Below are 26093 nucleotides of genomic sequence, written 5' to 3' on the forward strand. Positions count from 1 at the left end.
AAACGGCAGGATTTTGATCCTTTTAGTCATATATATTCAGATAAGCAACTGGAGAGGGTGAAGATCATTGAATCAAAAAGGGATGAAGTTCGTGTCGAACCTGTTGGCGACGGCGTTGATTTTGACGACGGTTGTGCCGACTACGTTCGCTGAGACCGGGACGGGCTCGACCGAAACCGCAACGTCCACCACTGTCACCACCGGAGCAGCCGCTCCGACCGATACACAAGCAACAAATGAAAGTGCGGAACAGCAGGTTGTCGTACAGGAGGTACCGGCTCGAATCGTCGTGCCTGTGTTAGACAAAGTGTTGGTCGGCAATGAAGCGACCTTGCAGGCAAAGCTGGTCAGAGCCAACGGCACGGTTGTCGAGACGGCCACTGACGAGGTGGCTTTGGAGCTCGTTCGCGGCTATTCCGGCCGTGTCACGGTCACGGATCAAAACGGTGCGCCAGCGAAAATCGTCAATGGCAAGTACGTCGTAGCGGCGGTAGACGGCATCGCGACGTTCCGCATTTCAAAAAGCGATGCGGGTATAGTCAATCTCAGATTGAGCGACCTCACCAACCCATCTGTGTCCTCGCCGGCTCAACCTCTAGCTGTTTTTGTGAAACTGAAGTCCTTGTCGGTGAGCCAAACGATCGCTCCGACCGGCTCTTTGCTCGGCAACAGCTCAGCTAAATTTGTGGTCAAAGCGATGGATTCGTCGTACCCGAGCGCAGGTCTTGGAAATTACCAGGTCTGGCTGTCGCTCCCGGCAGGCAGCATCGGCACGGCAAAGGTCGGCGAGGAATCACTCGACACCACGCCGAAGCCGTTCACGACCAGCCCAGACGGCGAGGTCACAGTCACTTTCACGACACCTGAAATGCTGCCGATCACAGGCGGCACTGCACGGGTTGTCGTCCAAGACAAAGCGGTGAGTCCGACGATGTTAAAGACCGCCACCTATACGTACTCGCCGCTTGGCAGCCTCGTGCTCTCGCCGACGATTATCGCGACGACCGGCAGCCTGCGTCCGAATGAAACCAAGGAGCTCAAGCTCAAAGCAACCGGCAGATCGAACACGACATTTGGCAAGGTAGAAGTGTTTCTGGCCGTAAAAAAAGCGGTGGATGGCGGTACCGTGACCGTCAATGGCCGCATGGTGGGGGAGACTCCTGAGGCGTTCCAAACGGATGACTTGGGCAATATGACCATTGAATACACCGCTTCCGGCTTGTTCCCGAACGGCGGCACCGATACGCTCCAAGTGTTCGATTCGCCGATCAGCGTCCGTCCGAAAGCGTCTGCGAGCTACACCTACGCCAGTGTGTCTCGTGTCGTATTTGTCCCGTCGCGTTTCGTCGCGGATACAGGCACGTTGCAACCTGCAGAAACAAAGCGCCTCGCTGTCAACGTGACCGGAACGAACCAAAAGGCGTTCCCGTACGGGAAGGTCTGGCTGTCGATTGCCCAAACGGGCGGTGGCGGCACCGCATGGGTCAACGGCACAGAACTGACGAACGTTCCGCAGGAGTTCACGGCCAATCAATTCGGGCAAGTCGTCGTGGATTACACCGCTCCGGCTGAGTTGCCGAACGGTGGTACCGATACGATCAAAGTGCAAGATAAGCAAGTGAATCCGAAATCCACCAGTTCCATTTCCTACACCTACACGGCGATGAAAGAAGTGATTATGCCGCAATACATCGCCGCATCGGGCACTTTGGCACCGGGCACGACCAAAACGGTCGATCTCGTTGTCTATGATTCGAAGGTCCAGGCGATGAAAAATACGCCCGTCTATCTGACGCTCAACGCACAGAGCAAAGCGACGGCAGAGTCTGGCGGAGTCGCATTGACGCCGGGCGTGCCCACGTTGGTACGCACCGACTCGACCGGGTCGATCTCGATCGACTACAAGACGCCGATGTACTTGCCGGCTGCAGCTTTGGTAGACACGATCTTGGTGCAAAACCAAGCGGTGAACCCGTCGATCACGAAAAAGATCACCTATACCTATAAAGGTGTGAATCAACTTGAGGCGAGCACCTCTTTGATTGCGAAAACTGGGTCTCTCGCAGCCGGAACGACGATCCCGAAAGGTCCGTTGCACTTCGTTGCTTGGGAATCAAAGCGAATCAATTACACCAGTCCGTACACGGCTGTCTATCTCACCGCTTCGAACTCCGTAACGGTCGATAAAGAAACGGTGGGTCAGGCATATGTCCTGGTAAACGGCCAATCGATTCTGTTGACGAAGGTGCCGCTGGAAGTGATCACGGACAATCAAGGATATGTCGACGTGATCTATTCGACACCGTCTGTTCTGCCGAGCAGATCGTCCACCGACACGATCAGGATGCAAAAGGCGGCCAACTCCACGAGCGGTTCTGTCTTCATGAGATACACCTATTAGAGACCATCAATAACCACATTATTAACCGAAAGACTTGGCGATTGAGCCAAGTCTTTTTTTCTCCCTTTTTGCAAAACAACCGTTTTTTAATTTCGGTCTAAATGATATAAATAAAGAGGGGGAAAGATCGGTCGAACCGATTTGAGTGTTTATGTGTGAGAGGGGATTATGGGGGATGAAAAAGAAAGTGGTCATTCTGGGGGGCGGCGTGGCTGGAATGAGCGCCGCACATGAATTGATCGAACGCGGGTTTGACGTGGCTCTCTATGAATACAAGAAGATTCCGGGCGGCAAGGCGCGTTCCATGCCGGTGCCGGGCTCGGGAACGGACGGTCGTTTCGATCTGCCGGGTGAGCACGGATTTCGATTTTTCCCCGGATTTTATCGACATATCACCGATACGATGAAGCGCATTCCATACGGTCAAAACGAAAACGGAGTTTTTGACAATCTGGTCCCGGTGCCGCGCATGGGGATGGCTCGCTTTGACCATCCGCTGACCGTACTTTTGTCCAGTTTCCCGTCCTCCATCGAGGATCTCAAGACGGCGCTGCGGTCGATCATCGACAGCGACCTCAACCTCAGCGAAGACGAGATCGAACTGGCCGCGGCAAAGACCTGGCAAGTGATGTCATCCTGCCGCGAGCGCAAACTGCTCGAATACCAAAACATCTCGTGGTGGGAGTTTATCGACGCGGAAAATCAATCGGTCCACTACCAAAAGTTTTTCGCCACGATCACCCGCACGCTGGTCGCTGCCAAAGCGAAAGAGTCGAATACAAAGACGATCGGCGATGTGGCGGCCGCTTTGTTTCTGGATATGCTGACGCCGGGCGTAACGAACGACCGCGTGTTGAACGGTCCGACCAACGATGTGTGGATCGGGCCGTGGTTGCACTTTTTACAAGAAAAAGGCGTCGACTATCACCTCGGCGCGGAAGTGACGTCGATCCAGTGCAAAAACAACGCGATCACGTCGGTCACCGTCGTGGAAAACGGCGAGACGCACACGGTCGGCGGCGACTATTTCCTCTCCGCCTTGCCGGTCGAGGTGTTTGCCAAGCTGATCTCCGACGAGATGCTGGTCGAAGCGCCCAACTTGGCGGCGATCCAAAAGTTATCGACGTCGGTGCAATGGATGACCGGCATTCAATATTATTTGAAGGAAGACGTCGAGGTCGTGCGCGGTCACGTCGCCTACATGGACTCGCCCTGGGCGCTGACCTCGATCTCGCAGATCCAGTTCTGGGACGGCTATGACATCAGGAACCGCGGTGACGGCACGGTGAAGGGTATCCTCTCCGTCGACGTCTCCGACTGGACCACGCCGGGCATCCTCTTTGGCAAAACGGCGATGGAGTGCACGAAGGAAGAGATCCATCAAGAGGTGTGGGAGCAGATCAAACGCAGCCTCAACCATACCGAGGTCGTGCTCGATGACGAAATGCTGCACAGCTCTTTCCTTGATCCGGATATTCAATTCCTCAATCCGCGGGATAAGATCAACCTCGAACCTCTGCTGGTCAACAACGTCCACACGTTCGACCTGCGTCCGTTCGCTTACACCCGCATTCCGAATCTGTTTCTCGCGTCCGACTATGTGCGCACCAACACCGACCTCGCGTCGATGGAAGCGGCCAACGAAGCGGCTCGGCGTGCGGTCAACTGCATTCTGGATGCGGCAGATTCGGACGCGCCGCCCTGCGAGATCTTTGAGATGTATGAGCATGACTTGCTGACACTTTGGCACAAACACGACAAAAAGCGCTTTGAACAAGGGCTGCCCTGGGAAGGAAAAATCCTCGACACCAAGCGTTTCTCGATCCACGCGCTGGCAGAGATCCTGTTCTAAGCGACTCTTACACAAAGAAGGAAGAAAGCCATGTTGTTTGCGATCGCCGACTACGAGATCGTCGAGGAGCTCTATGAAGGGAACAAGGCGGTCGTCTATCGGGCCCTGCATGCCCCAACGCAAGAGCGCGTGATCGTCAAAGCGCTGAAGGCAGAATATCCGCCTTTGGACGACATCGCCAAATACAAGCGCGAGTACGAGATCGCCAAAGGAATCGAGCACGACGGGGTCATCCGCTCGCTCGATCTCATCCCGTTTGGCAACGGGGTGGCGATCGTCTTCCAAGACACCGGCGGTGTCGCGCTCAGCCAGGTGCTGACCGCAGAGCCTCCTGACATCACGACGTTTCTCTCGTTCGCCATCCAGCTCGCCGACGCGCTCGGCGCGCTCCACCAGCGGCAGGTGATCCATAAGGATCTCAAGCCGCAAAACTTGATCGTCTCCCCGAACGGCGGGGGCATCAAGATCACCGACTTTGGCATCGCCTCGCTCCTGACCGGGGAGCAGCAGGAGATGTTGACCCCGGAGCAACTGGAGGGCACGCTGCCCTACATGTCGCCGGAGCAGACCGGGCGAATGAATCGCGCCATCGACTACCGGACCGACTTTTACTCGCTCGGGGTGACGTTTTATGAAATGTTGGCCGGGCAGCTGCCGTTTGCGGCGGAAGACCCGGTCGAGATGATCCACTGCCACATCGCTCGCCAGCCCGTGTCGCCCTGTCTGGTCAATCCGGCCGTGCCCAAGCCCTTGTCCGACATCGTGATGCGCTGTCTCGCCAAGGACGCCGAAGACCGCTACCAGAGCGCCTACGGGCTGAAGCGCGATCTGGAGTATTGCCTGCACCGGATGGCGGAGACCGGCGAGATCGCTGAGTTTCCCATCGGTCAAGCGGACAAATCGGAGATGTTCCTCATCCCGGCCAAGCTCTACGGCCGCGATCAGGATCTGAACGAACTGCTGGCCGCGTACGACCTCGCCTCGCAAGGGATGAGCGAGTTGGTGCTGGTCAGCGGCTTTTCCGGGATCGGCAAATCGGCGCTGGTCGGCGAGATGCACAAGACGGTGCTCCGCGAGCGCGGCTTTTTCATCTCCGGCAAATTTGACCAATTCAAACGTCACATCCCGTATCATGCGCTGATCCAAGCGCTGCGTCAGTTGATGAACCAACTGCTGACCGAGAGCGAGGAAGCGATTTCGCTGTGGCGTGAGCGCATGTTGCACTCGCTCGGCGGCATCGGGAAGGTCATCATCGACGTAATCCCGGAGCTGGAGATGATCATTGGCAAACAGCCGGCCGTGCCTAAACTGCCGCCGTTGGAGACGCAGGTGAGATTTCAACTGGCGATGCAAAATCTGCTCTCCGTGTTCACGAAACGGGAACATCCGCTGGTGATGTTTCTCGACGACCTGCAGTGGGCTGACCCGGCGTCGCTGAATTTGATGGAATATTTTCTGTCGGAGGTGGAGACGTCCTATCTGCTGTTCATCGGGGCGTACCGCGACAACGAAGTGTCCGCTTCCGACCGGCTCGCTCTGATGATCGAGGAGATGCGCCGCAAAAAGCGCTCGCTCCGCCAGATCTTGCTGACACCGCTCTATCACGCGAACGTCCGGCAGTTGATCGCCGCCACGTTGCAATGTGAGGAGGAGCGGAGCGACGGCCTGACGGAGATCGTCATGCAAAAGACGGGGGGCAACCCGTTTTTCGTGCGCCAATTTATGCAGTCGCTGTATGCGGACCGCCATCTCTACTTCGATCATGAGCAAGGGGAATGGTGTTGGGACCTCGCCGGCATCGAGATCTTGGAGATCACCGACGATCTCGTCAATTTCATGCTGGAAAAGGTCAAAGCTCTGCCGCCGTACACGCAAGAGGTGCTGAAGGTCGCTGCTTGCATCGGCTCGACGTTTGATTTTCAAACGCTCTGCGCCGCGCTCAACCAAACGCGGCAGGAGACGGCCGACGATTTGTGGAGCGCGTTGCAGGACGGACTGGTCGTGCCGGTCGGCACGTCGTACAAACTGCTCTACGGCACGCAAGGTCCGGGATCGGTGCTGCCGGACGAATTTAACGTGTCGTTCAAATTTCTGCATGACCGGGTGCAACAGGTCGCCTATTCGCTGCTGCCGGAGACGGAGCGCAAGTCGGTGCACTGGAAGATCGGCAGCCTGATGCTGGACACGTACGCGAATCGGCAGGAGGAGTGGGAGGACCGCGTGTTTGACATGGTCAACCACCTCAATGTCGGTCGTGAGTTTATGGCCACCCGCGAGCAACTCGAGAAATTGATCTCGCTCAATCTCCTCGCCGGGCAGCGGGCAAAATTCTCGACCGCATATGAGCCGGCCTTGAAATATCTTCGTCAAGGCGTGTCTTTGCTGGAGGCTGACTGCTGGACGGCGCAATACGAGACGGCGTATGCGCTGTATATCGAGCGTTCCGAGGTCGAGTATCTGTGCGGCCATTTTGAGACGGCGGAGCAGTGTTTTGACCTGATCATGCAAAACGCCCGCACGGTGCTGGAGCAGGCGCATCTCTATCAGATCAAGACGACGCTGTTCCTCGCCAAAGGGCTGTACGAAGAGGTCATTCGCCTCGGGCTCGAATGCATCAATTTGCTCGGCATCCGCTTGCACGGCAAGACGGGCGCGTGGCGGATCGCCCTCGAGATGTTGCTCGTCAAATGGAATCTGAAGTGGAAACTGCAGGGTGGCGAGGTCGAGGACCTGCTGCACCTGCCGACCGTCACCGACCCGTACCGGACGGAAGCGATGAAGATCATGTTCAACGTCGCAACGGCCGCCTATTTCACCAACCAGAACCTGTTTGCGTTGCTCTCGCTCAAATCGTTGAACATGTCGCTCAAACACGGCAACTCCATCGTCGGTTCGCTGGCGTACGGCGGCTACAGCGTCCTGCTTGGAGTGGGGTTTGGCGATCATAAAAACGGCTATCGGTTTGCCAAGCTCGCCACCGCTTTTAACGACCGCTATTATCCGGAGATGAAGAGCAAGAGCGATTTTTCCTTTGCGACGTTCTCCAATCACTGGCTCAATCCGATCAGCACCTCGATCGACCATTACAAGATCGGCTTTCAAAGTTCCCTTGAGTCGGGGGATGTGCTCTACGCCTTTTTCACGCTGGTCCAGATGTTGCAATGCCGGTTGATCGCAGGAGATCCGCTGGTCGATGTGCAGCGCGAGATGCGCGCTTATATGGATTTTGCCAATCGGGCGAGGATGTTTGATTTCCATGACAACTACCTCATCTTGAAGGCGATGGTGTCCAATCTCACCGGCGAGACGGCGGGGAAATGCTCGCTTCGGGACGCTGACTTTGACGAAGAGACGTATCTGGAAAAACTGGCGGAGGACGACCATCTGCGCCGGCAAAGCTATTATTTCCTCTATAAGCTAAAGGCGAATTATCTCTTTGGCGAGTACGAAGGCGCGCTGAAAATGGCGCAGGGGATGGAGGAGATCTTGGGGTCGTTTCTGGCTCAACCGCAGGTGCCGGAGTATGTGTTTTACCACGCGTTGACCCTTTGCGCGCTTTATCCTTGTGCCAAAAAAGGCGAGCAAAAAGGGTACCGGAAAAAACTGAAAAGCCTCCTGCGCCAGTTGAAGAAGTGGTCGGTGAACGGACCAGAGAACTTTTTGCATAAATACTGGCTGATCAGCGCGGAGATCGAACGGATCGAAGGACGAGATCTGACGGCGATGGAACTGTACGATCGGGCGATTGAATCGGCACTGGAGCATGGTTTCATCCAAAACGCCGCCATCGCGCAGGAGTGCGCCGGACGCTACTATCTGAAATGCGGCCGGGAAAAGGTGGCCAAAGCCTATCTGACCGATGCGCTGTATACCTATTTAAAATGGGGGGCGACGGCAAAGGCGAGCGATCTGTCGGAGCAATACGGGCATCTGTTGACCCACCTGTGGGAGATGGACGCGTCCCGCGCCGAATTGGCGATGACGTCGTCCACGCATCAGACTTCGGAAGGCGGGCGGCAGATCGACCTCGTGACGCTGATGAAAGCATCGCGGGCGATCTCCGGCGAGATCGTGCTGGACAAACTGCTGGAAAATCTGATCAACATCGTCGTGGAAAACGCAGGTGCGCAAAAGGGCGTGCTGTTGGTCAAGCGGGGTCCTGAACTGTTCATCGAAGCGGAGAAAATGGATGGCGAAACGGTCGAAGTGTTGCAATCGGTGCCGCTCAGCAAACGCGGCGATCTGCCGGTCAGCGTCTTGCAGTATGTGCGACGGATGAAAGAGCAGGTCGTGTTGCACGATGCTTCGGAGAGCGACATCTTTGCCAAGGACGTCTATTTCCGGGACGTGCGGCCCAAGTCGGTGCTGTGCATGCCCTTTCTCAATCAGAGTCGTCTGGTCGGCGTGCTCTATCTGGAGAACAACCTGACCACGGGAGCGTTTACCGCCGACCGCTTTGAACTGCTCAACCTGCTTTCGACGCAGATCGCAGCGGCGATTGAAAATGCCAAGCTGTATCGGCGTCAAGTGGAGCTGAGCGAGGCGTACGGCAAATTTGTGCCGCATCAGTTCCTGCAACTGCTCAACAAGCAGAGCATTACCGACATCACGGTCGGCGATCATGTATCGGCGGAGATGACGGTGTTGTTTTCCGACATCCGCTCCTTTACGACGATGGCGGAAAAGATGACGCCGGAGGAGACGTTCCGTTTTCTCAACGAGTATCTGAGCCGCATGGAGCCGTGCGTGATCGAAAACCGCGGCTTTATCGACAAGTACGTGGGTGACGGGATCATGTCGCTGTTCGATAAAGGGGCGGACGACGCGCTGCGAGCCGCGATTGCGATGCAGCATCGGGTGTATGAGTACAATCGCGAACGCGTCGATGCGGGAGAAGAGCCGATTGAGATCGGCATCGGAATCAACACCGGGCGGCTGATGCTCGGCACGCTGGGCGGTCTGCGCCGGATGGACTCGACGGTCATCTCTGACGCGGTCAATCTCGCCTCGCGGATCGAAGGGCTGACCAAACTGTACGGCGTGTCGTTGCTGATCGCGGAGGCGACGCTGCGGCGGCTGCAAGATCCGGCCCGGTACTCGATCCGCCTGCTCGACCGCGTGCGCGTGCGGGGCAAGACGGCAGAGATCGTGCTGTACGAAGTGTTTGATGCCGACCCGGACGACGTGCGCGAGGGCAAGCGACAGACGAAACTGCGCTATGAGACGGCGATCCGGCTGTTCCAACGGGGCGAGACGGAGGTCGCAAAAGAGATGTTTGCCGACTGTCTCGCCACCGTGCCGAATGACCGCATGGCCCGGATCTGGATGGAGCGTTGTTCGCAGCCGACAGGGCGCGGTTATGAGGCCAGCCAGACGGTACTGCTCGACGAGGGAGTTTGATGGACGACGAAAGAGGGGACGTTTACTACGCGTCGTTTTTATAAACTTGGCGAATTCAAGCACCCATGTTAAAATGAATTTGTAAAACAGTTATAAATCTGATTCATAAGGTGCTGAATAGCCATGCACGTGCCACAACATGAAGTAAATCCTGATGCTCTGCTCAAAACGATCTTTACCTATACATCGCGCATCGCGGACGAACGCAGTCTGGACAAGCTGTTGACCTTGATGGCCGACATGGGACGGGAGATGATCTTGGCCGACCGCTGCACGCTGTGGCTGCTCGACAAGGAGAAAGGCGAGCTGCGGACGCAGGTCGCGCACGAGGTCGGCGAGATCCGCACTCCGATGCATGCCGGTGTGGTCGGAGACACGATCCGCACCGGGCAGCCGCTGATCATCAATGACGCCTATCAGGATCGCCGGTTCAACCCGGAGATCGATCTGCAGACCGGCTACCGGACGCATGCGCTGCTCGTGATCCCGATCCGCAACAATCAAGGCGAGGTGATCGGCGCGTTTCAGGCGATCAACAAACGGACGCCGGACGGCCTGTTTCACCAGCGCGATCTCGACTATCTGTCGCTCGCCGCGTACTATGCGGGCAAATCGTTGGAGGCGGCGATGCTCGCCAACGAGATCGCGGAAACGCAGCGGGAAGTGATCTATATGATGGGCGAGGTCGGCGAGTCGCGGTCGCGGGAGACAGGCTATCACGTCAAGCGCGTCGCCAAATACTCCAAGATCCTCGCTGTCGGCTACGGGCTGAGCGAGAGCGAGTCGGACCTGATCCAGATGGCCTCGCCGATGCACGACATCGGCAAGGTGGCGATCCCCGACTCGATTCTGAAAAAGCCGGGCAAGCTGACCCGCGAGGAGTACGAGCTCATGAAGACGCACACCACCGTCGGCTACAACATCCTCAGCAAGTCGCGGCGCGAGATCCTCTCTTCGGCGGCGATCATCGCCGGACAGCATCACGAGCGCTGGGACGGCAAGGGGTATCCGCACGGCATCGGCGGCGAGAACATCCACCTCTACGGACGGATCACCGCTGTCGCCGATGTGTTTGACGCCTTGAGCAGCCACCGCTGTTACAAGCGGGCCTGGGATCTCGACCGTGTCTTGGACCTGTTCCGAACGGAGCGGGGCTCGCATTTTGACCCGACGTTGGTCGATGTGCTGTTCGACACGCTGGCGGAGATCGTGCAGGTGCGCGATCAGTATGTGGATGTGTTTGACGAACTGGAAGACGCCGATTTCAGTTCATGGACGTTTACGATTTGAAGATACAGCGTGTTGACTAGCAGAATGCAGAAAGCCCCCTTTTTCAGAGAAAAGGGGGTTGTTTTTGAAGGATCACTTCCCGATGTACGTCTTCAAGATCGCCGCCGTCTCCCGCAGTGTCCAATACGGCTCATACATCGACTGTGAGACACCGCCGTGGAAGGAGACCGAAAGTCCGATCTGATCGGCCAACACGGCGGCCCGCTTTTGATGGAAATGGTGGGTGACGATCACCGCGGTCCGCATGCCTTCCCGCTCCATGATCTTTTTGGAGTTTTGGAGATTTTGCCGGGTGGAGTAGGAGTTTTCTTCGAGGAGCATCGCGTCCTCCGGCACGCCCAATCGACCCAGATACCGCTTCATCGCTTCGGCCTCGGAGATCTCGCCGCTGCCTTTGGCGCCGGAGAGGATCAACTTCGGGGCGAGCCCTTTTTCATACGCCTCAAACGCCCAGCGGCATCGCTCGGCCAGCGCGGGACTCGGCTCTGTGCCGCGCACCTCTGCGCCGAGGACGATGATCGCGTCGGACGGTGTCGGGACCTCTCCTTCGCCGAAATGGGCGATGGTGTAGTACTGCCACGCCAGATAGACCGCACCGGCGACGACGCCCGCTGTGAAAAACAACAACCATTTTTTCATGGACTTTCCAACTCCTTTGCCTTATAGTAGTCGGGAAACGGACGATTTGCGTTACAGGAGGAAAGAGTCGGATGGAAAATCGCTTGCTCCCTGTGGAACGGCAATTGGAAGCGTACAACGCTCGCGATCTGGAAGCTTTTTTGAACTGCTATGCGGAGGACTGCCTCGTCGAGGACGGTGTCGGCCACGTGCAGATGCAGGGCCGTGACGCGATGCGCGAACGGTACGCCAACCTGTTTGCCAACTCGCCGAATCTGCATTGCCGGATCATGAACCGCATCCCGGTCGGCTCCTATGTGATCGATGAGGAGCGGGTGACCGGCTCGATGGGCAGCGAGGAGGAGCGGCACGTCGTCGCGGTCTACCTCGTGGAGGACGGGCTGATCCGGCGCGTGCGTTTTTTGCGCTAGAGCCTGCGGGATACAAACAGAAAGACCAACTGCCGCGCGGGCAGTTGGTCTTTTATGCGTTGACGCGGACTCCTGCAAACAAGTCGCGTCCGCTCGCCAGCAACTGAGCGAACTCCTCGACAGGCAGCGGGCGGGAGAAGTAGTAGCCCTGCATCATGTCGCAGTTTTGGCACATCAGGAAGTGGAGCTGGGCTTCCGTCTCCACCCCTTCGGCGACGACGCGCAGTTTGAGGCTTTGGGCGAGGGAGATGACCGCTTTGGCAATCGTCTCTTCTTCCTCTAATTCGCCGGTGATGTCCTTGACGAAGGAGCGGTCGATCTTCAGCGAGTCGATCGGTAACTTTTTCAGATAGGACAGCGACGAGTAGCCGGTGCCAAAGTCGTCGATGGCGATGCGAATGCCCATCATCTGCAGGTCTCGGAGGGTGGAGATGACCTTTTCCGTATCTTGGATGATGATGCTCTCGGTGATCTCCAGTTCCAGCCACTCTGCGTCGAGGCCGGTGTCGGCGAGCGCCGCTTTGACCTGTTCGACGATGTTGCCGTACTGGAACTGGGAGACGGACAGGTTGACCGCCACGCATAGCGCGGGCAGGCCTTGATCTTGCCACTGCTTGTTCTGGCGGCAGGCCTCGCGGAGCACCCATTCGCCAATCGGGCCGATCATGCCGATCTCCTCCGCCAGCGGAATGAAGACGTAGGGCGGGATCTGACCTTTCGTCGGATGTTCCCAGCGCACGAGCGCTTCCATGCCGACCATCTTGCCGGTGGCGAGGTCGACTTTGGGCTGGTAGTGCAAGATCAGTTCGCCGCGGTCGACCGCTTTGCGCAGCGCGTTTTCCATCTCGATGCGACCGGAGTTGTCCATGTCGTCGGTGTAGAAGCGGCAGCGGTTGCGACCGGACTCTTTGGCGTGGGAGAGGGCGAGGTCGGCCTGTTGGAACAGCGTGTCCGGATCGATCTGCCGTGTCGCCGTCGAGATGCCGATGCTCGCGGAGATGAACAGTTCATAGTCGTCGACGAGCATCGGCTGTTTGATCGACTGGATCAAGCGCTCGGCCAGTTGTTCGACGGTCAGGCTGTCGAACGGACCGGGCAGGAGGACGGTAAACTCGTCGCCGCTGATCCGCGACACGAAGGCGCGAGGACCTGCGCAGTCCTTGATGCGCTTCGCCGCTTCGATCAACAGCAAGTCGCCGATGTGATGGCCGAGCGTGTCGTTGATGTTTTTGAAGCGGTCGAGGTTTACGAACAAGAGAGCCGGAAGCGCGTCTTGGTCGTCGCACGAGAGAGCTTCGGTCAATCGCTCCTGGAACAACACGCGGTTGGGCAACTGAGTGAGCGTGTCGTAGTGAGCGAGAAAATGGAGCCGAGTCTCCGTCTGTTTGCGCGTGGTGATGTCGCGTTGGATCGAGACGAAGTAGCGCACGTTGCCCGCCTCGTCGAGCACGGGAGTCACCGTCAGCTCGCTGTCGTAGCGGGTGCCGTCTTTGCGTCGGGTCAGAACTTCGCCGCTCCAGGGGCTGCCGTTGTTGACCGCTGTGCGGATCTGGTGGAACGTCGCTTTGTCCTCCGGATTGTCATCGGGGACCAGCATGCGGTAGGTGGGCAGTTCCCGCGCTTCGTAACCGGTCAGTTCGGTGAAGGCCGGGTTGACCCATGTGATGTCCCCGTCGATGGTCACGATGGCGACCGCGTTCGGGGTCGCTTCCAGAGCCATGCTTTTTAATTGGAAATTCGCCGCCAACTGTTCGAGATCGAGGGCGTGCGAGAGAAATTTTGAAAGGTGCGTCATGATGCCTTGCTCATCTTGGGTGAAATCGTACGGTTCGCTGTTCAGCGCGCACAGCGTGCCAAACATCGTACCGTCGGCGAGCAGGATCGGCACGCCGAGATAGGAGCCGATATTTCCCGATTTGGTGATCGGGAGGTCTTTGGTAACGGGATGCTGGGAGGCGTCAGGGATGACCAGCGGCTCACGGCCGCCGAGGTAGATCATGCCTCAGTAAGACGACTCAAGCGGCAGACTGTCCGGGCGCAGCGGGCTGTTTTCCTCGCTGATCAACTTCAGCACGGTGAAAACTTCCTGGTTTGTATACGCGATAAAAAACGTTTTTGCTCCGACCAGATCGCGCACCAGACTGAGAACGTTTTCCGCGATTTCATGAAAATGAAACGCGTTGCGCAGAATCGCACTTTGCATGCTCCTCACCTCCTCTTGAATCCTTAAATCATGTACCCTATGCTTGAAGTGGTGACTTCTATGAGGGTAACTAAAAATCAAAATACCATAGTTTAATTGAATTGACAACGTGTACTTGCGGAAGGGATGACAATCGATGAGCAAACGGCTTGGGATCGTACAATGCGGAAAGACCAAGATCTGGGACAAAGATCCAAACGCGGGCCCGGTGGCGGCGAGACATGCCTATACGGGCACGTTTGCCAAACTGTCGGTGCAGTACGCGGACTTGTTCTTCGACCGCTGGGTGATTTTGTCGGCCAAGCATGGATTTTTGCTGCCGGATGACGTGGTGCCGGAAGCGTACGATGTCTCGTTTTCGAGCGGAAAGTCCGGGGTGATCATCCCGGACGCACTCCGGCGGCAGTTGGCGGAGAAGGGGCTGGCGGATGTACAGGAGGTCGTGCTGCTGGGCGGACAAAAGTATGCGCGGGTCGTGGAGGCGGTGTTTGGCGGGCAGGCCGTGATTCACCGACCGTTGGCGGGGCAGAAGGGGATCGGCTATATGTTGCGCGCATTGAAAGAAGCGGTGGAGCGGAGGGAGCGTTTATAAAGAAGAAAAAAACGAGCGTGCCAGTGCGGCAGGCTCGTTTTTTAGTCGGGAGCGGTGTGTTTGACGCGGATCGTGAAATAGAGGTCTTGCCGGTCACGGATCGGATCGCCGACCATTTCATAGCCGTGCTTGATGACTTCCTCCGGGACGCTGCGGAACGACTGCGGGCAATCGGCGATCACCTGCAGGACTTGGCCCGGATCCATGTTTTGCAGCGCATCCAGCGCATACATGATGGGAAACGGTCAAGGTTCGCCGCGGATGTCGAGGACGTAGTCGATGTCGAGGTTCTGGTTTTCGGTGAGATCGAGGTTCATGAGTAGACCTCCTTTGCGTTGGTTGCTTCGCCTTTTTCGCCGCCGCCAATCTTCAGACCGCGACCGTAGCGATACTGTTTCTCCCACCAGTGGGCGAGCGCGTACCAAATGCCGAGCATTGCGAGGGTGCCGATCAGCGCCCATGCTGCGCCCCAAGAACTGATGAGGTTGATCGGTTGCCAGCCTGCCACGAGCAGAGCGGCGATGCCGAGGTGATCCCAGCCGTACGCGAGAAGTGTCGCGCCTAGTACGTTGCCGATGCCAACGACGAGAAACAGCACTTGGCCCTCCATCATCCGGTACATCATCCCCGTCTCACAGCCGCCGGCGAGCACGATGCCAAGCCCGAAGAGCAACCCGCCCACGAGCGTGCCGGGAGCCGCGATTTTGATGAGCGCGGTGGAGCCGGTGTAGAGAAAGAGGAAGGTGAGGACGACGCTGACCGCCATGCCGACGGCAATGGCTTTGGTCATCACTGCACGACCGCTGATCCAGAGATCGCGGAAGGCGGAGGTAAAGCAGATCTGACCGCGCTCGATGAGCACGCCAAATCCAACGCCCGCAAGGAGAGCGACGCCGAGCATCGGTCTGGCCGTGGCGAAGTAGAAGACGGCGAGGGCTGTGAGGAGGACGGCGACGATGGTGCCGAGGATGGGCTGGATGCTGCGAGATTGAGGAGTGCGAGATTGAGGAGTGCGAGATTGGGAAGTGCAAGTTTGGGAAGTGCGGGAGTCTGTGTTGGGTTGGATGGTGGTGTGAGTGATGGCTGTGGTTGGGTGTGGGGTGCTATTTGTAAGGTTGGTCTTTGTTGTTCCATCGGTAGCGAATGCTTTTTTCGTCGCAGTCACCTTCTTCAAATTCGGCCTGCCGCGCCACCAGCGCGTGTTGACGACCTTGACCCCGAGGTATGTACCGACCGCCGTGGCAAACATAAAGATCCACGCATGAAACGAAAACTGCGGCACCCCGGTGAAAAACGCGGCCAAATTGCACCCCAAAGCCAACCGCGCCCCAAACCCGGCGATGATCCCGCCGATGAAGCCTTGCACCAGCCGCCGCTTCTGCTGCGGCATGCGGATCTTGAACGAACGACTGAGCAACACCGTCATCAACGCCCCGCCCAGCATCCCGATCACGATCCAACCGTCGGTTCGGGTAAGCGGCGTGCCGTTCATACTGACGAGATTGAAATACGCCCAACCGGACGTGTCGATCCCGACCGCGTGGAGCAGATGCCCGCCATACCGCGTAAACTCCCCGGTGACCGCCCAGACCGTTCCGGTGATGCCGAAGTAGAGAGCAGCCAGCACACCCGCGAGGATCATCGCGAGATAGGGGTTCCAGTATCGAGTGAACATGTGATGTGTCACCTCCTTTGACAAGACAGTATATTGGGACGGGGAGGGAAATATGGCGGGGGAGTATGCTTTGGAATGAATGATTATATACTTAGTAATAACGCAGTTGTGATTTTCATCCAAAGAAATGATTGTAACACAAAAACCTCCTGTGTTATATTTATTTCTAGAGAGACCGCCATCTCTCTGTGAAATAAATATATACTCAGGAGGTAATGTGAGTGAATCAGACAGAACAGTATTTCGAGAGCATCAGCAAGTCCTTGGAAAGCTTGGTTGAGGTTCAAAAACAGAACAACCAGTTCCTACAAATGCTGATCGAGAGTTTGACGGGAAAGAACCTCTCTGCTGTGTTGAACACCCCTGTCTTGGCACAACAGATTAAACGGCTCATCCCAAACTCGGGTGACCATACGCCTTATTCTCGCACGCATGAGCTCTTCATGCAAGTGACGAAGGTGTACATGGAGGAGGAGGCTCTGCGCCTTGCTAACTTCAAACGTAAAAAAGCGGCACGCCGTGTCTCGATCAATATAGGGACTGCACTCGAAGACTTTTTTATGGAACAACTCGATGATGACCGGATCACGGTGGAGCGCGCAAAGGATGGCTTGATTGTTTTCTATAAGGAAGAAAAACCGTGTGCAACATTGAAGTTCATGACTGATCTGGGCTTTCACCGTGGTGAGGGATGGTACGATTACATCAAAGCAGTTGTGAAAGAATCGCAAGAGATATACGGTGTTCCGAATGATCGAGTGTATTTCATCGTCAGTTCATTGCGCAATGGGATCGAGAAGCCGCACGTTGAAAAGTTGTTGGGCAGGTCTATCTCCTCGAATTGGGATTTCTTGACGGACGATACTGCTGTCGATGAGTTTCTTGATCGTTATCTGGCAGGGGTTCCAGCTTTGGCTGATCCGATGAAACAGGTCTATTTTATGGCGGCCGCCATGCATCCGAATGTCCTGGGGGATGAGTTGTATGACTCTAAGAAAAATGAAAGCGAGTATGCAAGATTTGTGAAGGCAGCTGAGGACTGTCGCTGGTTGAGCGATATTAATGATCTGATCGGCGATTTGAATCAGAAGATATAGACCTCCTTATTGTTAAAACTGCCATTCATGGGACTCCCTGATTAGGTCGTATCATTTAGAAGAGAGGTCTCCTGCAGATGGGGTTTCGTTCGCCGATGATTCGGGCGGTAATCGTTTAGGCTTTGATTTTAGCTATGAGGACAAAGATAACCCGAGCATCGTGTTTTGGTATCGCGAGTATGCGTTGACGAGGGAGGTTTACGAGGGCGGAGAGACTTGGGTAAGTCGTAAGAGGAAGTGACGCGGGAGGAGGCAGTCCGACCGAATTGCGGTTCGGTTACGGAGTTGTTGTCGATGCGTAAGGAATTGTATAAAGGGGTAATGAAAAACCACTATCGTTGGATTAGTGGTTTTTCATTATATTAGAAGGATCTACCGGCGATCATGTGGAATCATCTATGTGAACAATTTTCGTTATTTAAATAAAATTATTATGGCAGGTGTAGAAATGTACGTACAAGCAGATTCAGCCCGTATGCGAGAGGCAGGATATAAATTTGCAGCGGCCGCACAGGAGTTGCGAATACAGGTCAATCGCTTTCGACAAATCGCGGAGCAACTGGTCACAGGCACTCAGGGCTGGTCAGGTGAAGGAGCTACTTCATTTGAAGAGTCCAGTGAGTGGATGGAAGGAGAAATGTTAAAAGCAGGCTCTGCATTGGAGCAAGCATCTAGAGTGTTTCTAACGTTCGCATATAAAATGGAACACGTCGAACAACTGAAGATGGAAATCAAACGATTAGAGAACACGCTCGGGAGCCCACATAACCTCACACCAGACGAAGAAGCACATCGTCGGCATATCATCCAGCGAATTCGGGAGCTGGAATGGCAGATGGAGCGTGAGGCTGGAATTGCCGATGCGCAGGCATCTGCAGCATTCCGCGAGATCGCGGATTCATTGCCAAAAACGGAATCTGAACAGTGGTGGTCGGAAGTGATCTCGGCTGGTGCACATATGATCCCGATCGTTGGGAACGTTTTGTCCTTTTTTGACGCAGTAACTGGTCGTGATGTCATCACCGGTGAAGAACTGTCCAGTGTGGAGCGAGGAATGGCGGCGGCAGGTATCTTCTCCAGCGGCGCATTGCGCATGGCGGGGAAAGCGTTGACGAAAGGTGCGCGAATGTTCAAGCTTGAACGAAGCATGCCGCTCGCTTTTGAGGGAGCAGGGGCAGGTGGTCCGAGTGGGCGAACTATTTTCCGCATTACTGGCGGATCATTTGAGGGCACGCGTGTTTTGCGCCCCTATAAAAAAGTTTTGCCCAAAGGTTATGACAGTCTCGACGAATTTTTGCTATCTGTGGACGAAGTGAAAGGGTACACGAACAAAGAGGAGTTCAAGCGCGTGGTCGAGAATGTGGAAGTGTATCTCAATCAGGATACGGCTCGAGCGCGTTCGATCATGAATCAAAGCAAGGCGGGGACTGTTTATAATGGGGTTGAGTACGATGTTTTAGGCTTCCCGATCTTCGACAAGTTCTCGAAGTTTGAAATGAAACTCGACCCGGATGATTATTTGAAACGAGATACGTTTCAATTCCGAAAAGCAACCAAGCAATTGTCAAAAGCAATTGATGAAGGTAAGGTTGATTCGAAGCAATTTACGGATTTTCAACTTGAACTGATCCGGGACGGTGAAGATCAGATTGACGGATACACATGGCATCATCATCAAGTGGAAGGAAAACTCCAACTAGTAGACATCAGTATACATAAAAAAGCCACACACACCGGAGGGCGTGCGATCTGGGGCGGTGGAGATAAATATAGATGACGAGGAGGATCACTTATGAATAATTTGGTTTGGAAGTACGTGAAAAGAAGAAGTAGTTTGGAAGAGATTCGAAAAGTGGAACAGGAGTTGGGTGTTGGTTTTCCTACAGATTACGTGGAATGCGTGCTGGTGAATGACGGGGGACGACCTAGACCCAATGAAGTACAATTGCCTAGCGGGCATGAAGTCGTTTTTGGAGTGCTACTCAGCTTCGCGGAAGATGACTCAAACTCCCTGATTGAGTCGTATCGTATTTTGGAAGAAAGGCTCCCCACAGGTGTGGTTCCGTTCGCCGATGATCCCAGTGGTAACTGCTTTTGCTTTGATTTTAGCCAGGATAAAGACAACCCGAGCATCGTGTTTTGGTATCACGAGTATGCGTTGGCGAGAGAGGATTACGAGTACGAGGGGCTGGGGGACTCAGGCAAGTCATATGAGGAAGTGCTGCGGGAGGAGGCCATTCGGCCGGTTTGTGGTTCGTTTACGGAGTTGTTGTCGATGTTGAAGGAATTGTAGAAGAGAATTATGGAAAAACCACTATCTCTGCGATAGTGGTTTTTGCTATTTGCGCTTCTTACGCCTTCTGCTCTGCGCGATCCAGCAGATCCTCGTTCCAGCCTTTTTCCATGATGGCGGCCCCGAGCTCTTTTACTTTCGCCGTAGCATAGACCACGGCATCGTTCGGGTTCAACGAGATGCTGAGTTTCAGCCCTTGTGCTCGTACCAAATGCAGAACCAGTTCCAGGAACTCGTCGTTCAGTCCCACCACGCGCCATTCCGGGTTGCTCTTGTTGAGCAGTGCTTCGGATTGACGGGCGATCTCTTCTGTCGGGAAGAGGGTGACGGTGAGGACGTGGACATCAAAGCCGAAGGAGACGCCCGGGTAGGCGAAGATTTCGCCGAGGTTCTTGTCGTCGTTAAATTTCATAAGTGTATAGAAAGGGGCACCTTTTTCTTCCAAAGAAGGAAGGAGTTCGGCCCATTTGGTGCGAAGTTGTTCAATGTCGAGTTGTTGTTGGCTGGTGGTCATTGGATGATCGCTCCCTTTGTTTTTGTTTTGAATGGTTCGTGGTTTGATTTCATTATACATGAAAATTCTAAATTTACATACAAAAAGGATGGGATGAATTGAAAAAGTGGATAGCGGCGGTGGCGGTGTGGAGTGTGGCGTTGGTGATGGCGGGCTGTACGGGTTCGGGGATTGAGAAGATCGGCAAGGATGAGAAACAGATGTTGGAGCAGCGGATCGAGGAGAATATCGGAAAGAAGCCGCGGGAGTTTCAGAGCATCGGCATCGCGGATTGGGCGCCGGAAGGATGGGCGATGATCCAGGAGATGTCGGATGATGTGTTGGAGTCGCTGGAGCCGTATGGGATCGGGATCGCGCATTCTCCGGTCTATACGAAGATCCAGTATGAGAAGATGAATGTGTACGTGCAGATGGGGATCGAAGACCCGGAGGATCTGGTGTTGCTTGAGATCGGGGAGCAGTTGTACGTGGCGAAGGGGAACAAGAAGGCTGTGCAGAGACTGATCGATTGGATGGAGATTCAGAATGTCGATCCCTCGCCAAAGATCTTGCCGAAGTCCTGATGTGCCATACTCTTGATGCGGCGAAACCTCAAGCTGTGTGGATCGACCTATTTTAAAAAAAGGCAACCTGACACATGTTGTGCGGGTTGCCTTTTTGTTTATTTATAGCGCTCGACTCGGAACCGGTAGTACTCCACACCTTCCTCGTCTTCAAAGGCGATGCCCGCTTTTTCCTTGGTGTAGGCGATTTGTTGCTCCACCGAATCTACGCCGCTCAGGTCGGGAAGGAGGAGGGCGTTTTTCTGGCCTTGGATGACGATGAGGCCGTACACGCGAGGGTCGAGGTCTGCGAGGTTGTGTACCGGCTCCTCTTCGCCGAGGACATCGACGGTGTAGACGAGTCCTTCCAATTCATCCTCCTCCAGCGGGAAAAATCGGTCGTCTTCCGTACCGGCGTGGATCGCGTTTTGGATGATTTCCTCCGCCAGATTGGCACGCGTAGGAGCGGCAGTGCCGATGCAGCCGCGCAAGACGCCGTTTTCTTTTATGGAAACAAAGCACCCGGCCCGTCCTCGAAGTTCGGCAGGCAACGGCGTCGGCGGCTCACTCCAGGTCTCGTCGCGGACGTAGGCTTCCAGTGCCGCACGAGCCAGTCGGACGTGAAGCGACTCCTCAGCGCGGATCCGGGTGAGCTCTGCCTTGCGATGACGCAACAGTACGGGGAGCAGGGACTCGGTCTCCTCCCCGGTCGGGGTGAATCGGGCGACGGTGTAGCCGACGCCGAACGGGCCTTCGTGGGAGAGGACCTCACCGCGCAGGGCCATGCCGTCGAAGATGCCGAGCAGCAGGGCGCAGGAGCGGACGGTGTCTTCGGCGGCGTGTTCGAGAAACTCCGGGTCTTGGGTGAGCAGGGCCAGCCAGTCGCTCTCCGCCAACGCCCGTTGCAAAAACCTGTCAAACGCAGGCCCTTCCTCGCGATACCCGGCCGGTGCGTCGTCTGCGAGGGCGTGGGAGTTGTCGCCGCTGGCGATGACGACGGCACGGCGTCCGGTGGCGAGCAGGGCGGCTCCGGCACATTGACCCGCCGCATACAGCGTCTCCGGCGGCAGGCCGCCGGGGGTGAGGTGCAGCAGGGGCCCGGGGTAGCCTGCTTCTTTGATGTGGAAATAAGGCACGGTCGCACCGTAATCGAGCTCCATGTCGATGGTGAATTCTTTTTTGATGTCGTCGTCGATCTGGTAGACCGGCACGTCGCGCGTCTCGGCTGCTTCCAGAAGAGCGTCGACGAGTGCCCCGTCATTTCCCACCACAAAACGACGGCCGACGCCGAACTCGGTCAGATGCCCCCGCAACGGGTCGCCGCCCATGACGGCGACGGCGTCGTCGAACATCGGGCCGTGCGGGGAGATGATGACGACGACGTCCGGGGTGAGCCGGGCGATCTCGGTGCTCAGTGCTTGCATCGCCGTTTGGGTGGAGGAGATGCGGGACAGTTCTTCACCGCCGATCTCGGGGATCAAGAGCGGGGGATGCGGCATGAGCACGCCGAGCAGCAGGTTTGGATTGATCATATATGGAAAGACCTCCGGGTGGGATTTCACTGACAGTCGTGAAATTAGCTTGGGTTCTGGACTGCAAGTATTATACAATACAAGAGAGATCCAGCAGACACAGAAAAAAGGAGTACCGATATAGATGCAGGAATCCATTTTACACATGCTGCGCGAACAGCCGGGCGGGTTTGTCTCCGGAGAGGCGATGTGCCAAGCCTGCGGAGTGTCGCGAACGGCGATCTGGAAACACATTAAGGAGTTGCAAGACGCAGGGTATGAGATCGAAGCGGTGCGCAATAAAGGCTACCGACTGGTGCAGTCCCCGGACTTGGTGACGGCATCGGAGATTCGCGACGGGCTCCGGACGTCGTTGCTGGGACAGAGCATCGTCTATCACGAGACGATCGATTCGACCAACACGATGGCTCAGAAACTCGCCCTCAACGGTGCGCCGGAAGGGACGCTGGTGATCGCCGATGAGCAGACGGCCGGTCGCGGCCGTCGCGGGCGGAACTGGTTTTCGCCGCCGCATTCGGGCGTGTGGATGTCGCTGATCCTGCGGCCGCAGCTACCGGTGGCGCATGCGGCGCAGATCACGCTGGTCACGGCGGTGGCGATGGCGCGGGCGTTGACGAGGCTCACCGGCGTGGAGGCCGGGATCAAGTGGCCGAACGACATCCTGTTTGACAAGCGCAAATGCTGCGGGATCCTGACGGAGATGCATGCCGAGTTTGATCAGGTGCATCATCTGGTGCTCGGGATCGGGATCAATGTCAACGTGCCGCAGGAACAGTTTCCGGAGGAGCTCCAGTCCATCGCGACGTCGCTTCAGGGAGTGAAGGGCGTGCCGATCCCTCGTGCCGAGGTGGTGCGGGCGGTGATGGAGGAGTTGGAGCCGCTGTACCGCCGCTATGTGGACGGGGGCGGGTTTGCGTCGATCCGCGAGGACTGGAAGCGGTCGAACATCACGCTCGGACGCCAGATCGTCGCCCAGACGGCCAGAGGGCCGATCACCGGCGAAGCGCTCGACATCGACGAGTTTGGCGTGCTGCTCGTACGCCGCGAGGACGGGGAGACGGAAAAGATCTACTCGGCTGATATTTTGTTTGCGTAAGGTGCGTAAGAGCGGGCAGACTGCGAACACTACGTTTGCAGTCTTTTTTTGCGCACAAATCAGTTCCCGGAAAAGAGTCGAAATTTTTTCAGGAAACCTATACATCCCTGTGATTCCCATGTATACTTGACGAGGAGACAGTATCCGTGGGAACTGTACTCTTGGTGTGTGTACGCATGACTTTTCTGTAGCACTGAATGCGTGACTTACAATTGCATCTGCTCTGAGCCGTTAGCGGACCGAGACAGGACAAACGTGACTGTTGATCTTGTGACCTTTTCGCGCCCATATACGGCATGAAGGGGTCTTTTTGATTTTTGGCCACGGGGGTCAAGGCTGATGGCAGCAGGGACCAAGGAGGAGTAGGAATGAGTACGAACAAGGCCACCACGGTCAAACTGCTGGATATGAAACGGGAAAAACGCAACATCGTCATGTTGACGGCCTATGACTACCCGACCGCCCGTGTGGCGGAAGAAGGCGGCGTGGACATGATCCTCGTCGGCGATTCGCTCGGCATGGTCGTGCTCGGCTATGACTCGACCTTGCCGGTGACGGTCGATGACATGATCCACCACACGAAAGCGGTTACACGCGGCGCGAAGGAGACGATGATCGTCACTGATCTGCCGTTCCTCTCGTACCACATCTCCACGCCGGAAGCGGTGCGCAACGCGGGCCGTTTGATCCAAGAAGGATTTGCCGACGCGGTCAAGCTCGAAGGGGGCCGCGAAGTGATCGAGCAGGTGCGCGCCATCGTCCGGGCAGGCATCCCGGTGGTCGGGCACCTCGGCTTGCAGCCGCAGATGGTCAACCAACTGGGCGGCTACAAAGTGCAAGGCAAGGACTTCGCCGGAGCGCAGCGCATCCTCGAAGATGCAAAACTGCTGGAAGAGGCCGGTTGCTTTGCTCTGGTGCTGGAGTGCGTGCCGACGAAACTGGCGCAGTTGATCTCCGAATCGCTGTCGATCCCGACGATCGGCATCGGGGCGGGGGACGGGTGTGACGGGCAAGTGTTGGTGATCCATGACATGCTCGGCATCACCGACCGCTATCTGCCGAAGTTTGCCAAAAAATACGCAGAGTTGAACGTGGCGATGACAGACAGCGTCCGCGCGTATGCGGGCGAGGTGCGGGACGGCGTGTTCCCGGGTCCTGAGCACGGGTTCAAGATGTCGGACGAGGTCTTGCAAAAAGTAAAAGAGGAGAACGGCCTGGCATGATGATCGTTCATACTATACAAGAAGTGCGCGCATACGTCCGGGAGCAACGGCTCGCGGGCAAAACGGTCGGGTACGTCCCGACGATGGGATATCTGCATCAAGGGCATTTGTCGCTGATCGAAGCGGCGAAGGAGCAGTGCGACGTCGCGGTGATGAGCATTTTTGTCAATCCGTTGCAGTTTGGCCCGAATGAAGACTTTGACCGCTATCCCCGCGATCTGGAGCGGGATGCGGCGTTGGCAGCTCAGGCGGGGATCGATCTGATCTTTGCCCCGAGCGTCGACGAGATGTATCCGGCCGGCAACGGCAAATCGCTGACCCACGTCGATGTGGAGCAAGTGACGACCGGGCTGTGCGGCGCGTCGCGTCCGGGGCATTTCCAAGGCGTGTCGACGGTGGTGACTAAATTGTTCAACATCGTGCTCCCGGACCGGGCCTTTTTCGGCATGAAAGACGCGCAGCAGGTGGCGGTGATCCAGCAGATGGTGTATGATCTCAATCTGCCGGTGGAGATCGTGCCCTGCCCGACCGTTCGCGAGGCGGACGGACTCGCGATGAGTTCGCGAAACGTGTTTCTCACCGACGAGGAGCGCGCTCAAGCGCTGGTGCTGTCCCGTTCCTTGAAAACAGCTCGCGAGTTGGTGGCGAGCGGAGAGCGCGATGTGGCGTCGATTGTGGCGGCCGTGCGCGAAGAGATCTCCGGGCAGCCGTTGGCGCAGATCGACTACGTGGAGCTGGTGCAGTTCCGCGGCTTGGCTCCGATACAAAAGATCGAAGAACCGGCGCTGTTGGCGCTGGCGGTGCGATTTGGCAAAACGCGCCTGATTGACAACACCGTTTTGACCACACATTAAAGAGACAGACCTGTCACCAAAGGAGTTCATACACTATGTTCCGTACGATGATGAAAGCAAAAATTCACCGGGCGACCGTCACGGAAGCCAACCTCAACTACGTGGGCAGCATCACGATCGACCAAGACATCCTCGACGCCGTCGACATCTTGGAAAACGAGAAGGTGCAGATCGTCAACAACAACAACGGCGCCCGTCTGGAGACCTACGTGATCTCCGGTCGCCGTGGGAGCGGTGTGATCTGTCTGAACGGGGCGGCGGCCCGCTTGGTTCAGCCGGGCGACACGGTGATCATCATCTCTTACGCCTCGATGAGCGACGAGGAAGCGCGCCGTCACCAACCGACCGTCGCGCTGATGGACAAAGACAACAAGATCGCCGATCTGATCAAGGAAAAGCAAGGCGTCATCGCCTGATCCACTTCGATCCAGTTCTGCAAAAACAGGGATAAAAGAGACCCTCGGGAACCAAACTAGTCAC

The 26093-nt window shown here is 56.3% G+C and carries 21 protein-coding genes; 14 read left to right on the forward strand and 7 right to left on the reverse strand.

Annotated elements, in window-relative coordinates:
• Positions 1-67 precede the first annotated feature (67 nt).
• From OS242_RS01650 to OS242_RS01665, 4 genes are all read left to right on the forward strand, one after another.
• Positions 68-2401 (forward strand): hypothetical protein, encoded by a 2334-nt coding sequence (locus tag OS242_RS01650; RefSeq protein WP_267149914.1) that lies wholly within the window; start codon positions 68-70, stop codon positions 2399-2401.
• Positions 2402-2576: 175 nt separating this feature from the next.
• Entirely contained in the window at positions 2577-4253 is a 1677-nt protein-coding gene (locus OS242_RS01655) for a hydroxysqualene dehydroxylase (protein ID WP_267149915.1), read from the forward strand.
• 30 nt (positions 4254-4283) lie between these two features.
• Positions 4284-9653: an AAA family ATPase gene (locus OS242_RS01660; protein WP_267149916.1), complete on the forward strand. Its 5370-nt coding sequence runs from the start codon at positions 4284-4286 to the stop codon at positions 9651-9653.
• A gap of 123 nt (positions 9654-9776) precedes the next feature.
• Positions 9777-10943, forward strand: coding sequence for an HD-GYP domain-containing protein (locus tag OS242_RS01665; protein WP_267149917.1), 1167 nt, complete (start codon positions 9777-9779; stop codon positions 10941-10943).
• A 72-nt stretch (positions 10944-11015) separates the two neighbouring features.
• Here OS242_RS01665 and OS242_RS01670 read toward each other — a convergent pair whose 3' ends face one another.
• Positions 11016-11582 (reverse strand): YdcF family protein, encoded by a 567-nt coding sequence (locus OS242_RS01670; RefSeq protein WP_267149918.1) that lies wholly within the window; start codon positions 11580-11582, stop codon positions 11016-11018.
• Positions 11583-11653: 71 nt separating this feature from the next.
• On the opposite strand from OS242_RS01670, the gene OS242_RS01675 reads away from it, so the two are divergent.
• Positions 11654-11992 carry a nuclear transport factor 2 family protein gene (locus tag OS242_RS01675; protein ID WP_267149919.1) on the forward strand — a complete coding sequence of 113 codons (339 nt, stop codon included), beginning with the start codon at positions 11654-11656 and terminating at the stop codon, positions 11990-11992.
• 52 nt (positions 11993-12044) lie between these two features.
• On the opposite strand, the gene OS242_RS01680 is transcribed toward OS242_RS01675, so the two are convergent.
• Together OS242_RS01680 and OS242_RS01685 are read right to left on the reverse strand one after the other, a co-directional pair.
• Positions 12045-13991 (reverse strand): EAL domain-containing protein, encoded by a 1947-nt coding sequence (locus OS242_RS01680; protein ID WP_267149920.1) that lies wholly within the window; start codon positions 13989-13991, stop codon positions 12045-12047.
• Between the two features lie 3 nt (positions 13992-13994).
• Positions 13995-14195 (reverse strand): hypothetical protein, encoded by a 201-nt coding sequence (locus tag OS242_RS01685; protein WP_267149921.1) that lies wholly within the window; start codon positions 14193-14195, stop codon positions 13995-13997.
• 136 nt (positions 14196-14331) lie between these two features.
• On the opposite strand from OS242_RS01685, the gene OS242_RS01690 reads away from it, so the two are divergent.
• Positions 14332-14787 carry a DUF6884 domain-containing protein gene (locus OS242_RS01690; RefSeq protein WP_267149922.1) on the forward strand — a complete coding sequence of 152 codons (456 nt, stop codon included), beginning with the start codon at positions 14332-14334 and terminating at the stop codon, positions 14785-14787.
• 41 nt (positions 14788-14828) lie between these two features.
• Here OS242_RS01690 and OS242_RS01695 read toward each other — a convergent pair whose 3' ends face one another.
• Together OS242_RS01695 and OS242_RS01700 are read right to left on the reverse strand one after the other, a co-directional pair.
• Entirely contained in the window at positions 14829-15020 is a 192-nt protein-coding gene (locus tag OS242_RS01695; RefSeq protein WP_267149923.1) for a sulfurtransferase TusA family protein, read from the reverse strand.
• An 80-nt stretch (positions 15021-15100) separates the two neighbouring features.
• Positions 15101-16585 (reverse strand): YeeE/YedE thiosulfate transporter family protein, encoded by a 1485-nt coding sequence (locus OS242_RS01700; RefSeq protein ID WP_267149924.1) that lies wholly within the window; start codon positions 16583-16585, stop codon positions 15101-15103.
• Positions 16586-16683: 98 nt separating this feature from the next.
• Between OS242_RS01700 and OS242_RS01705 the strand changes: the two genes are divergently transcribed.
• The 3 genes from OS242_RS01705 to OS242_RS01715 all read left to right on the forward strand — a co-directional run bounded on the left by OS242_RS01705 (position 16684) and on the right by OS242_RS01715 (position 19852).
• Positions 16684-17559, forward strand: coding sequence for a hypothetical protein (locus OS242_RS01705; RefSeq protein WP_267149925.1), 876 nt, complete (start codon positions 16684-16686; stop codon positions 17557-17559).
• Positions 17560-17959: 400 nt separating this feature from the next.
• Positions 17960-19336: an HNH endonuclease gene (locus OS242_RS01710; protein WP_267149926.1), complete on the forward strand. Its 1377-nt coding sequence runs from the start codon at positions 17960-17962 to the stop codon at positions 19334-19336.
• Between the two features lie 15 nt (positions 19337-19351).
• Positions 19352-19852, forward strand: coding sequence for an SMI1/KNR4 family protein (locus OS242_RS01715; protein WP_267149927.1), 501 nt, complete (start codon positions 19352-19354; stop codon positions 19850-19852).
• 58 nt (positions 19853-19910) lie between these two features.
• On the opposite strand, the gene OS242_RS01720 is transcribed toward OS242_RS01715, so the two are convergent.
• A complete protein-coding gene (locus tag OS242_RS01720) occupies positions 19911-20366 on the reverse strand; it encodes a hypothetical protein (protein WP_267149928.1) in 456 nt (151 codons plus the stop codon).
• 98 nt (positions 20367-20464) lie between these two features.
• On the opposite strand from OS242_RS01720, the gene OS242_RS01725 reads away from it, so the two are divergent.
• On the forward strand, positions 20465-20929 hold the full coding sequence (locus OS242_RS01725) for a hypothetical protein (protein ID WP_267149929.1): 465 nt from the start codon (positions 20465-20467) through the stop codon (positions 20927-20929).
• Between the two features lie 98 nt (positions 20930-21027).
• On the opposite strand, the gene amrA is transcribed toward OS242_RS01725, so the two are convergent.
• Positions 21028-22440: an AmmeMemoRadiSam system protein A gene (gene amrA, locus OS242_RS01730; protein ID WP_267149930.1), complete on the reverse strand. Its 1413-nt coding sequence runs from the start codon at positions 22438-22440 to the stop codon at positions 21028-21030.
• Between the two features lie 124 nt (positions 22441-22564).
• Between amrA and OS242_RS01735 the strand changes: the two genes are divergently transcribed.
• From OS242_RS01735 to panD, 4 genes are all read left to right on the forward strand, one after another.
• Complete coding sequence (locus OS242_RS01735; RefSeq protein ID WP_267149931.1) at positions 22565-23536, forward strand: biotin--[acetyl-CoA-carboxylase] ligase; 972 nt, start codon at positions 22565-22567, stop codon at positions 23534-23536.
• 368 nt (positions 23537-23904) lie between these two features.
• Positions 23905-24759 carry a 3-methyl-2-oxobutanoate hydroxymethyltransferase gene (gene panB, locus OS242_RS01740; protein ID WP_267149932.1) on the forward strand — a complete coding sequence of 285 codons (855 nt, stop codon included), beginning with the start codon at positions 23905-23907 and terminating at the stop codon, positions 24757-24759.
• Entirely contained in the window at positions 24756-25613 is an 858-nt protein-coding gene (gene panC, locus OS242_RS01745; RefSeq protein ID WP_267149933.1) for a pantoate--beta-alanine ligase, read from the forward strand. Before panB ends, panC begins: the two co-directional genes overlap by 4 nt.
• Positions 25614-25648: 35 nt before the next feature.
• The gene (gene panD / locus OS242_RS01750; RefSeq protein ID WP_267149934.1) at positions 25649-26029 is read left to right on the forward strand and encodes an aspartate 1-decarboxylase; all 381 of its coding nucleotides are present in this window, start codon (positions 25649-25651) and stop codon (positions 26027-26029) included.
• Positions 26030-26093 lie beyond the last annotated feature (64 nt).

This window comes from Tumebacillus lacus (genome assembly GCF_026410385.1).
Classification (GTDB): domain Bacteria; phylum Bacillota; class Bacilli; order Tumebacillales; family Tumebacillaceae; genus Tumebacillus; species Tumebacillus lacus.

What these genes read in the sequence shown, in the direction of transcription:
- OS242_RS01655 (WP_267149915.1), top strand. Translation starts at nt 2,577, where the DNA reads ATGAAAAAGAAAGTGGTCATTCTGGGGGGCGGCGTGGCTGGAATGAGC.
- OS242_RS01660 (WP_267149916.1), top strand. Translation starts at nt 4,284, where the DNA reads ATGTTGTTTGCGATCGCCGACTACGAGATCGTCGAGGAGCTCTATGAA.
- OS242_RS01665 (WP_267149917.1), top strand. Translation starts at nt 9,777, where the DNA reads ATGCACGTGCCACAACATGAAGTAAATCCTGATGCTCTGCTCAAAACG.
- OS242_RS01670 (WP_267149918.1), bottom strand. Translation starts at nt 11,582, where the DNA reads ATGAAAAAATGGTTGTTGTTTTTCACAGCGGGCGTCGTCGCCGGTGCG.
- OS242_RS01675 (WP_267149919.1), top strand. Translation starts at nt 11,654, where the DNA reads ATGGAAAATCGCTTGCTCCCTGTGGAACGGCAATTGGAAGCGTACAAC.
- OS242_RS01680 (WP_267149920.1), bottom strand. Translation starts at nt 13,991, where the DNA reads ATGATCTACCTCGGCGGCCGTGAGCCGCTGGTCATCCCTGACGCCTCC.
- OS242_RS01685 (WP_267149921.1), bottom strand. Translation starts at nt 14,195, where the DNA reads ATGCAAAGTGCGATTCTGCGCAACGCGTTTCATTTTCATGAAATCGCG.
- OS242_RS01690 (WP_267149922.1), top strand. Translation starts at nt 14,332, where the DNA reads ATGAGCAAACGGCTTGGGATCGTACAATGCGGAAAGACCAAGATCTGG.
- OS242_RS01695 (WP_267149923.1), bottom strand. Translation starts at nt 15,020, where the DNA reads ATGTATGCGCTGGATGCGCTGCAAAACATGGATCCGGGCCAAGTCCTG.
- OS242_RS01715 (WP_267149927.1), top strand. Translation starts at nt 19,352, where the DNA reads ATGAATAATTTGGTTTGGAAGTACGTGAAAAGAAGAAGTAGTTTGGAA.
- OS242_RS01720 (WP_267149928.1), bottom strand. Translation starts at nt 20,366, where the DNA reads ATGACCACCAGCCAACAACAACTCGACATTGAACAACTTCGCACCAAA.
- amrA (WP_267149930.1), bottom strand. Translation starts at nt 22,440, where the DNA reads ATGATCAATCCAAACCTGCTGCTCGGCGTGCTCATGCCGCATCCCCCG.
- OS242_RS01735 (WP_267149931.1), top strand. Translation starts at nt 22,565, where the DNA reads ATGCAGGAATCCATTTTACACATGCTGCGCGAACAGCCGGGCGGGTTT.
- panB (WP_267149932.1), top strand. Translation starts at nt 23,905, where the DNA reads ATGAGTACGAACAAGGCCACCACGGTCAAACTGCTGGATATGAAACGG.
- panC (WP_267149933.1), top strand. Translation starts at nt 24,756, where the DNA reads ATGATGATCGTTCATACTATACAAGAAGTGCGCGCATACGTCCGGGAG.
- panD (WP_267149934.1), top strand. Translation starts at nt 25,649, where the DNA reads ATGTTCCGTACGATGATGAAAGCAAAAATTCACCGGGCGACCGTCACG.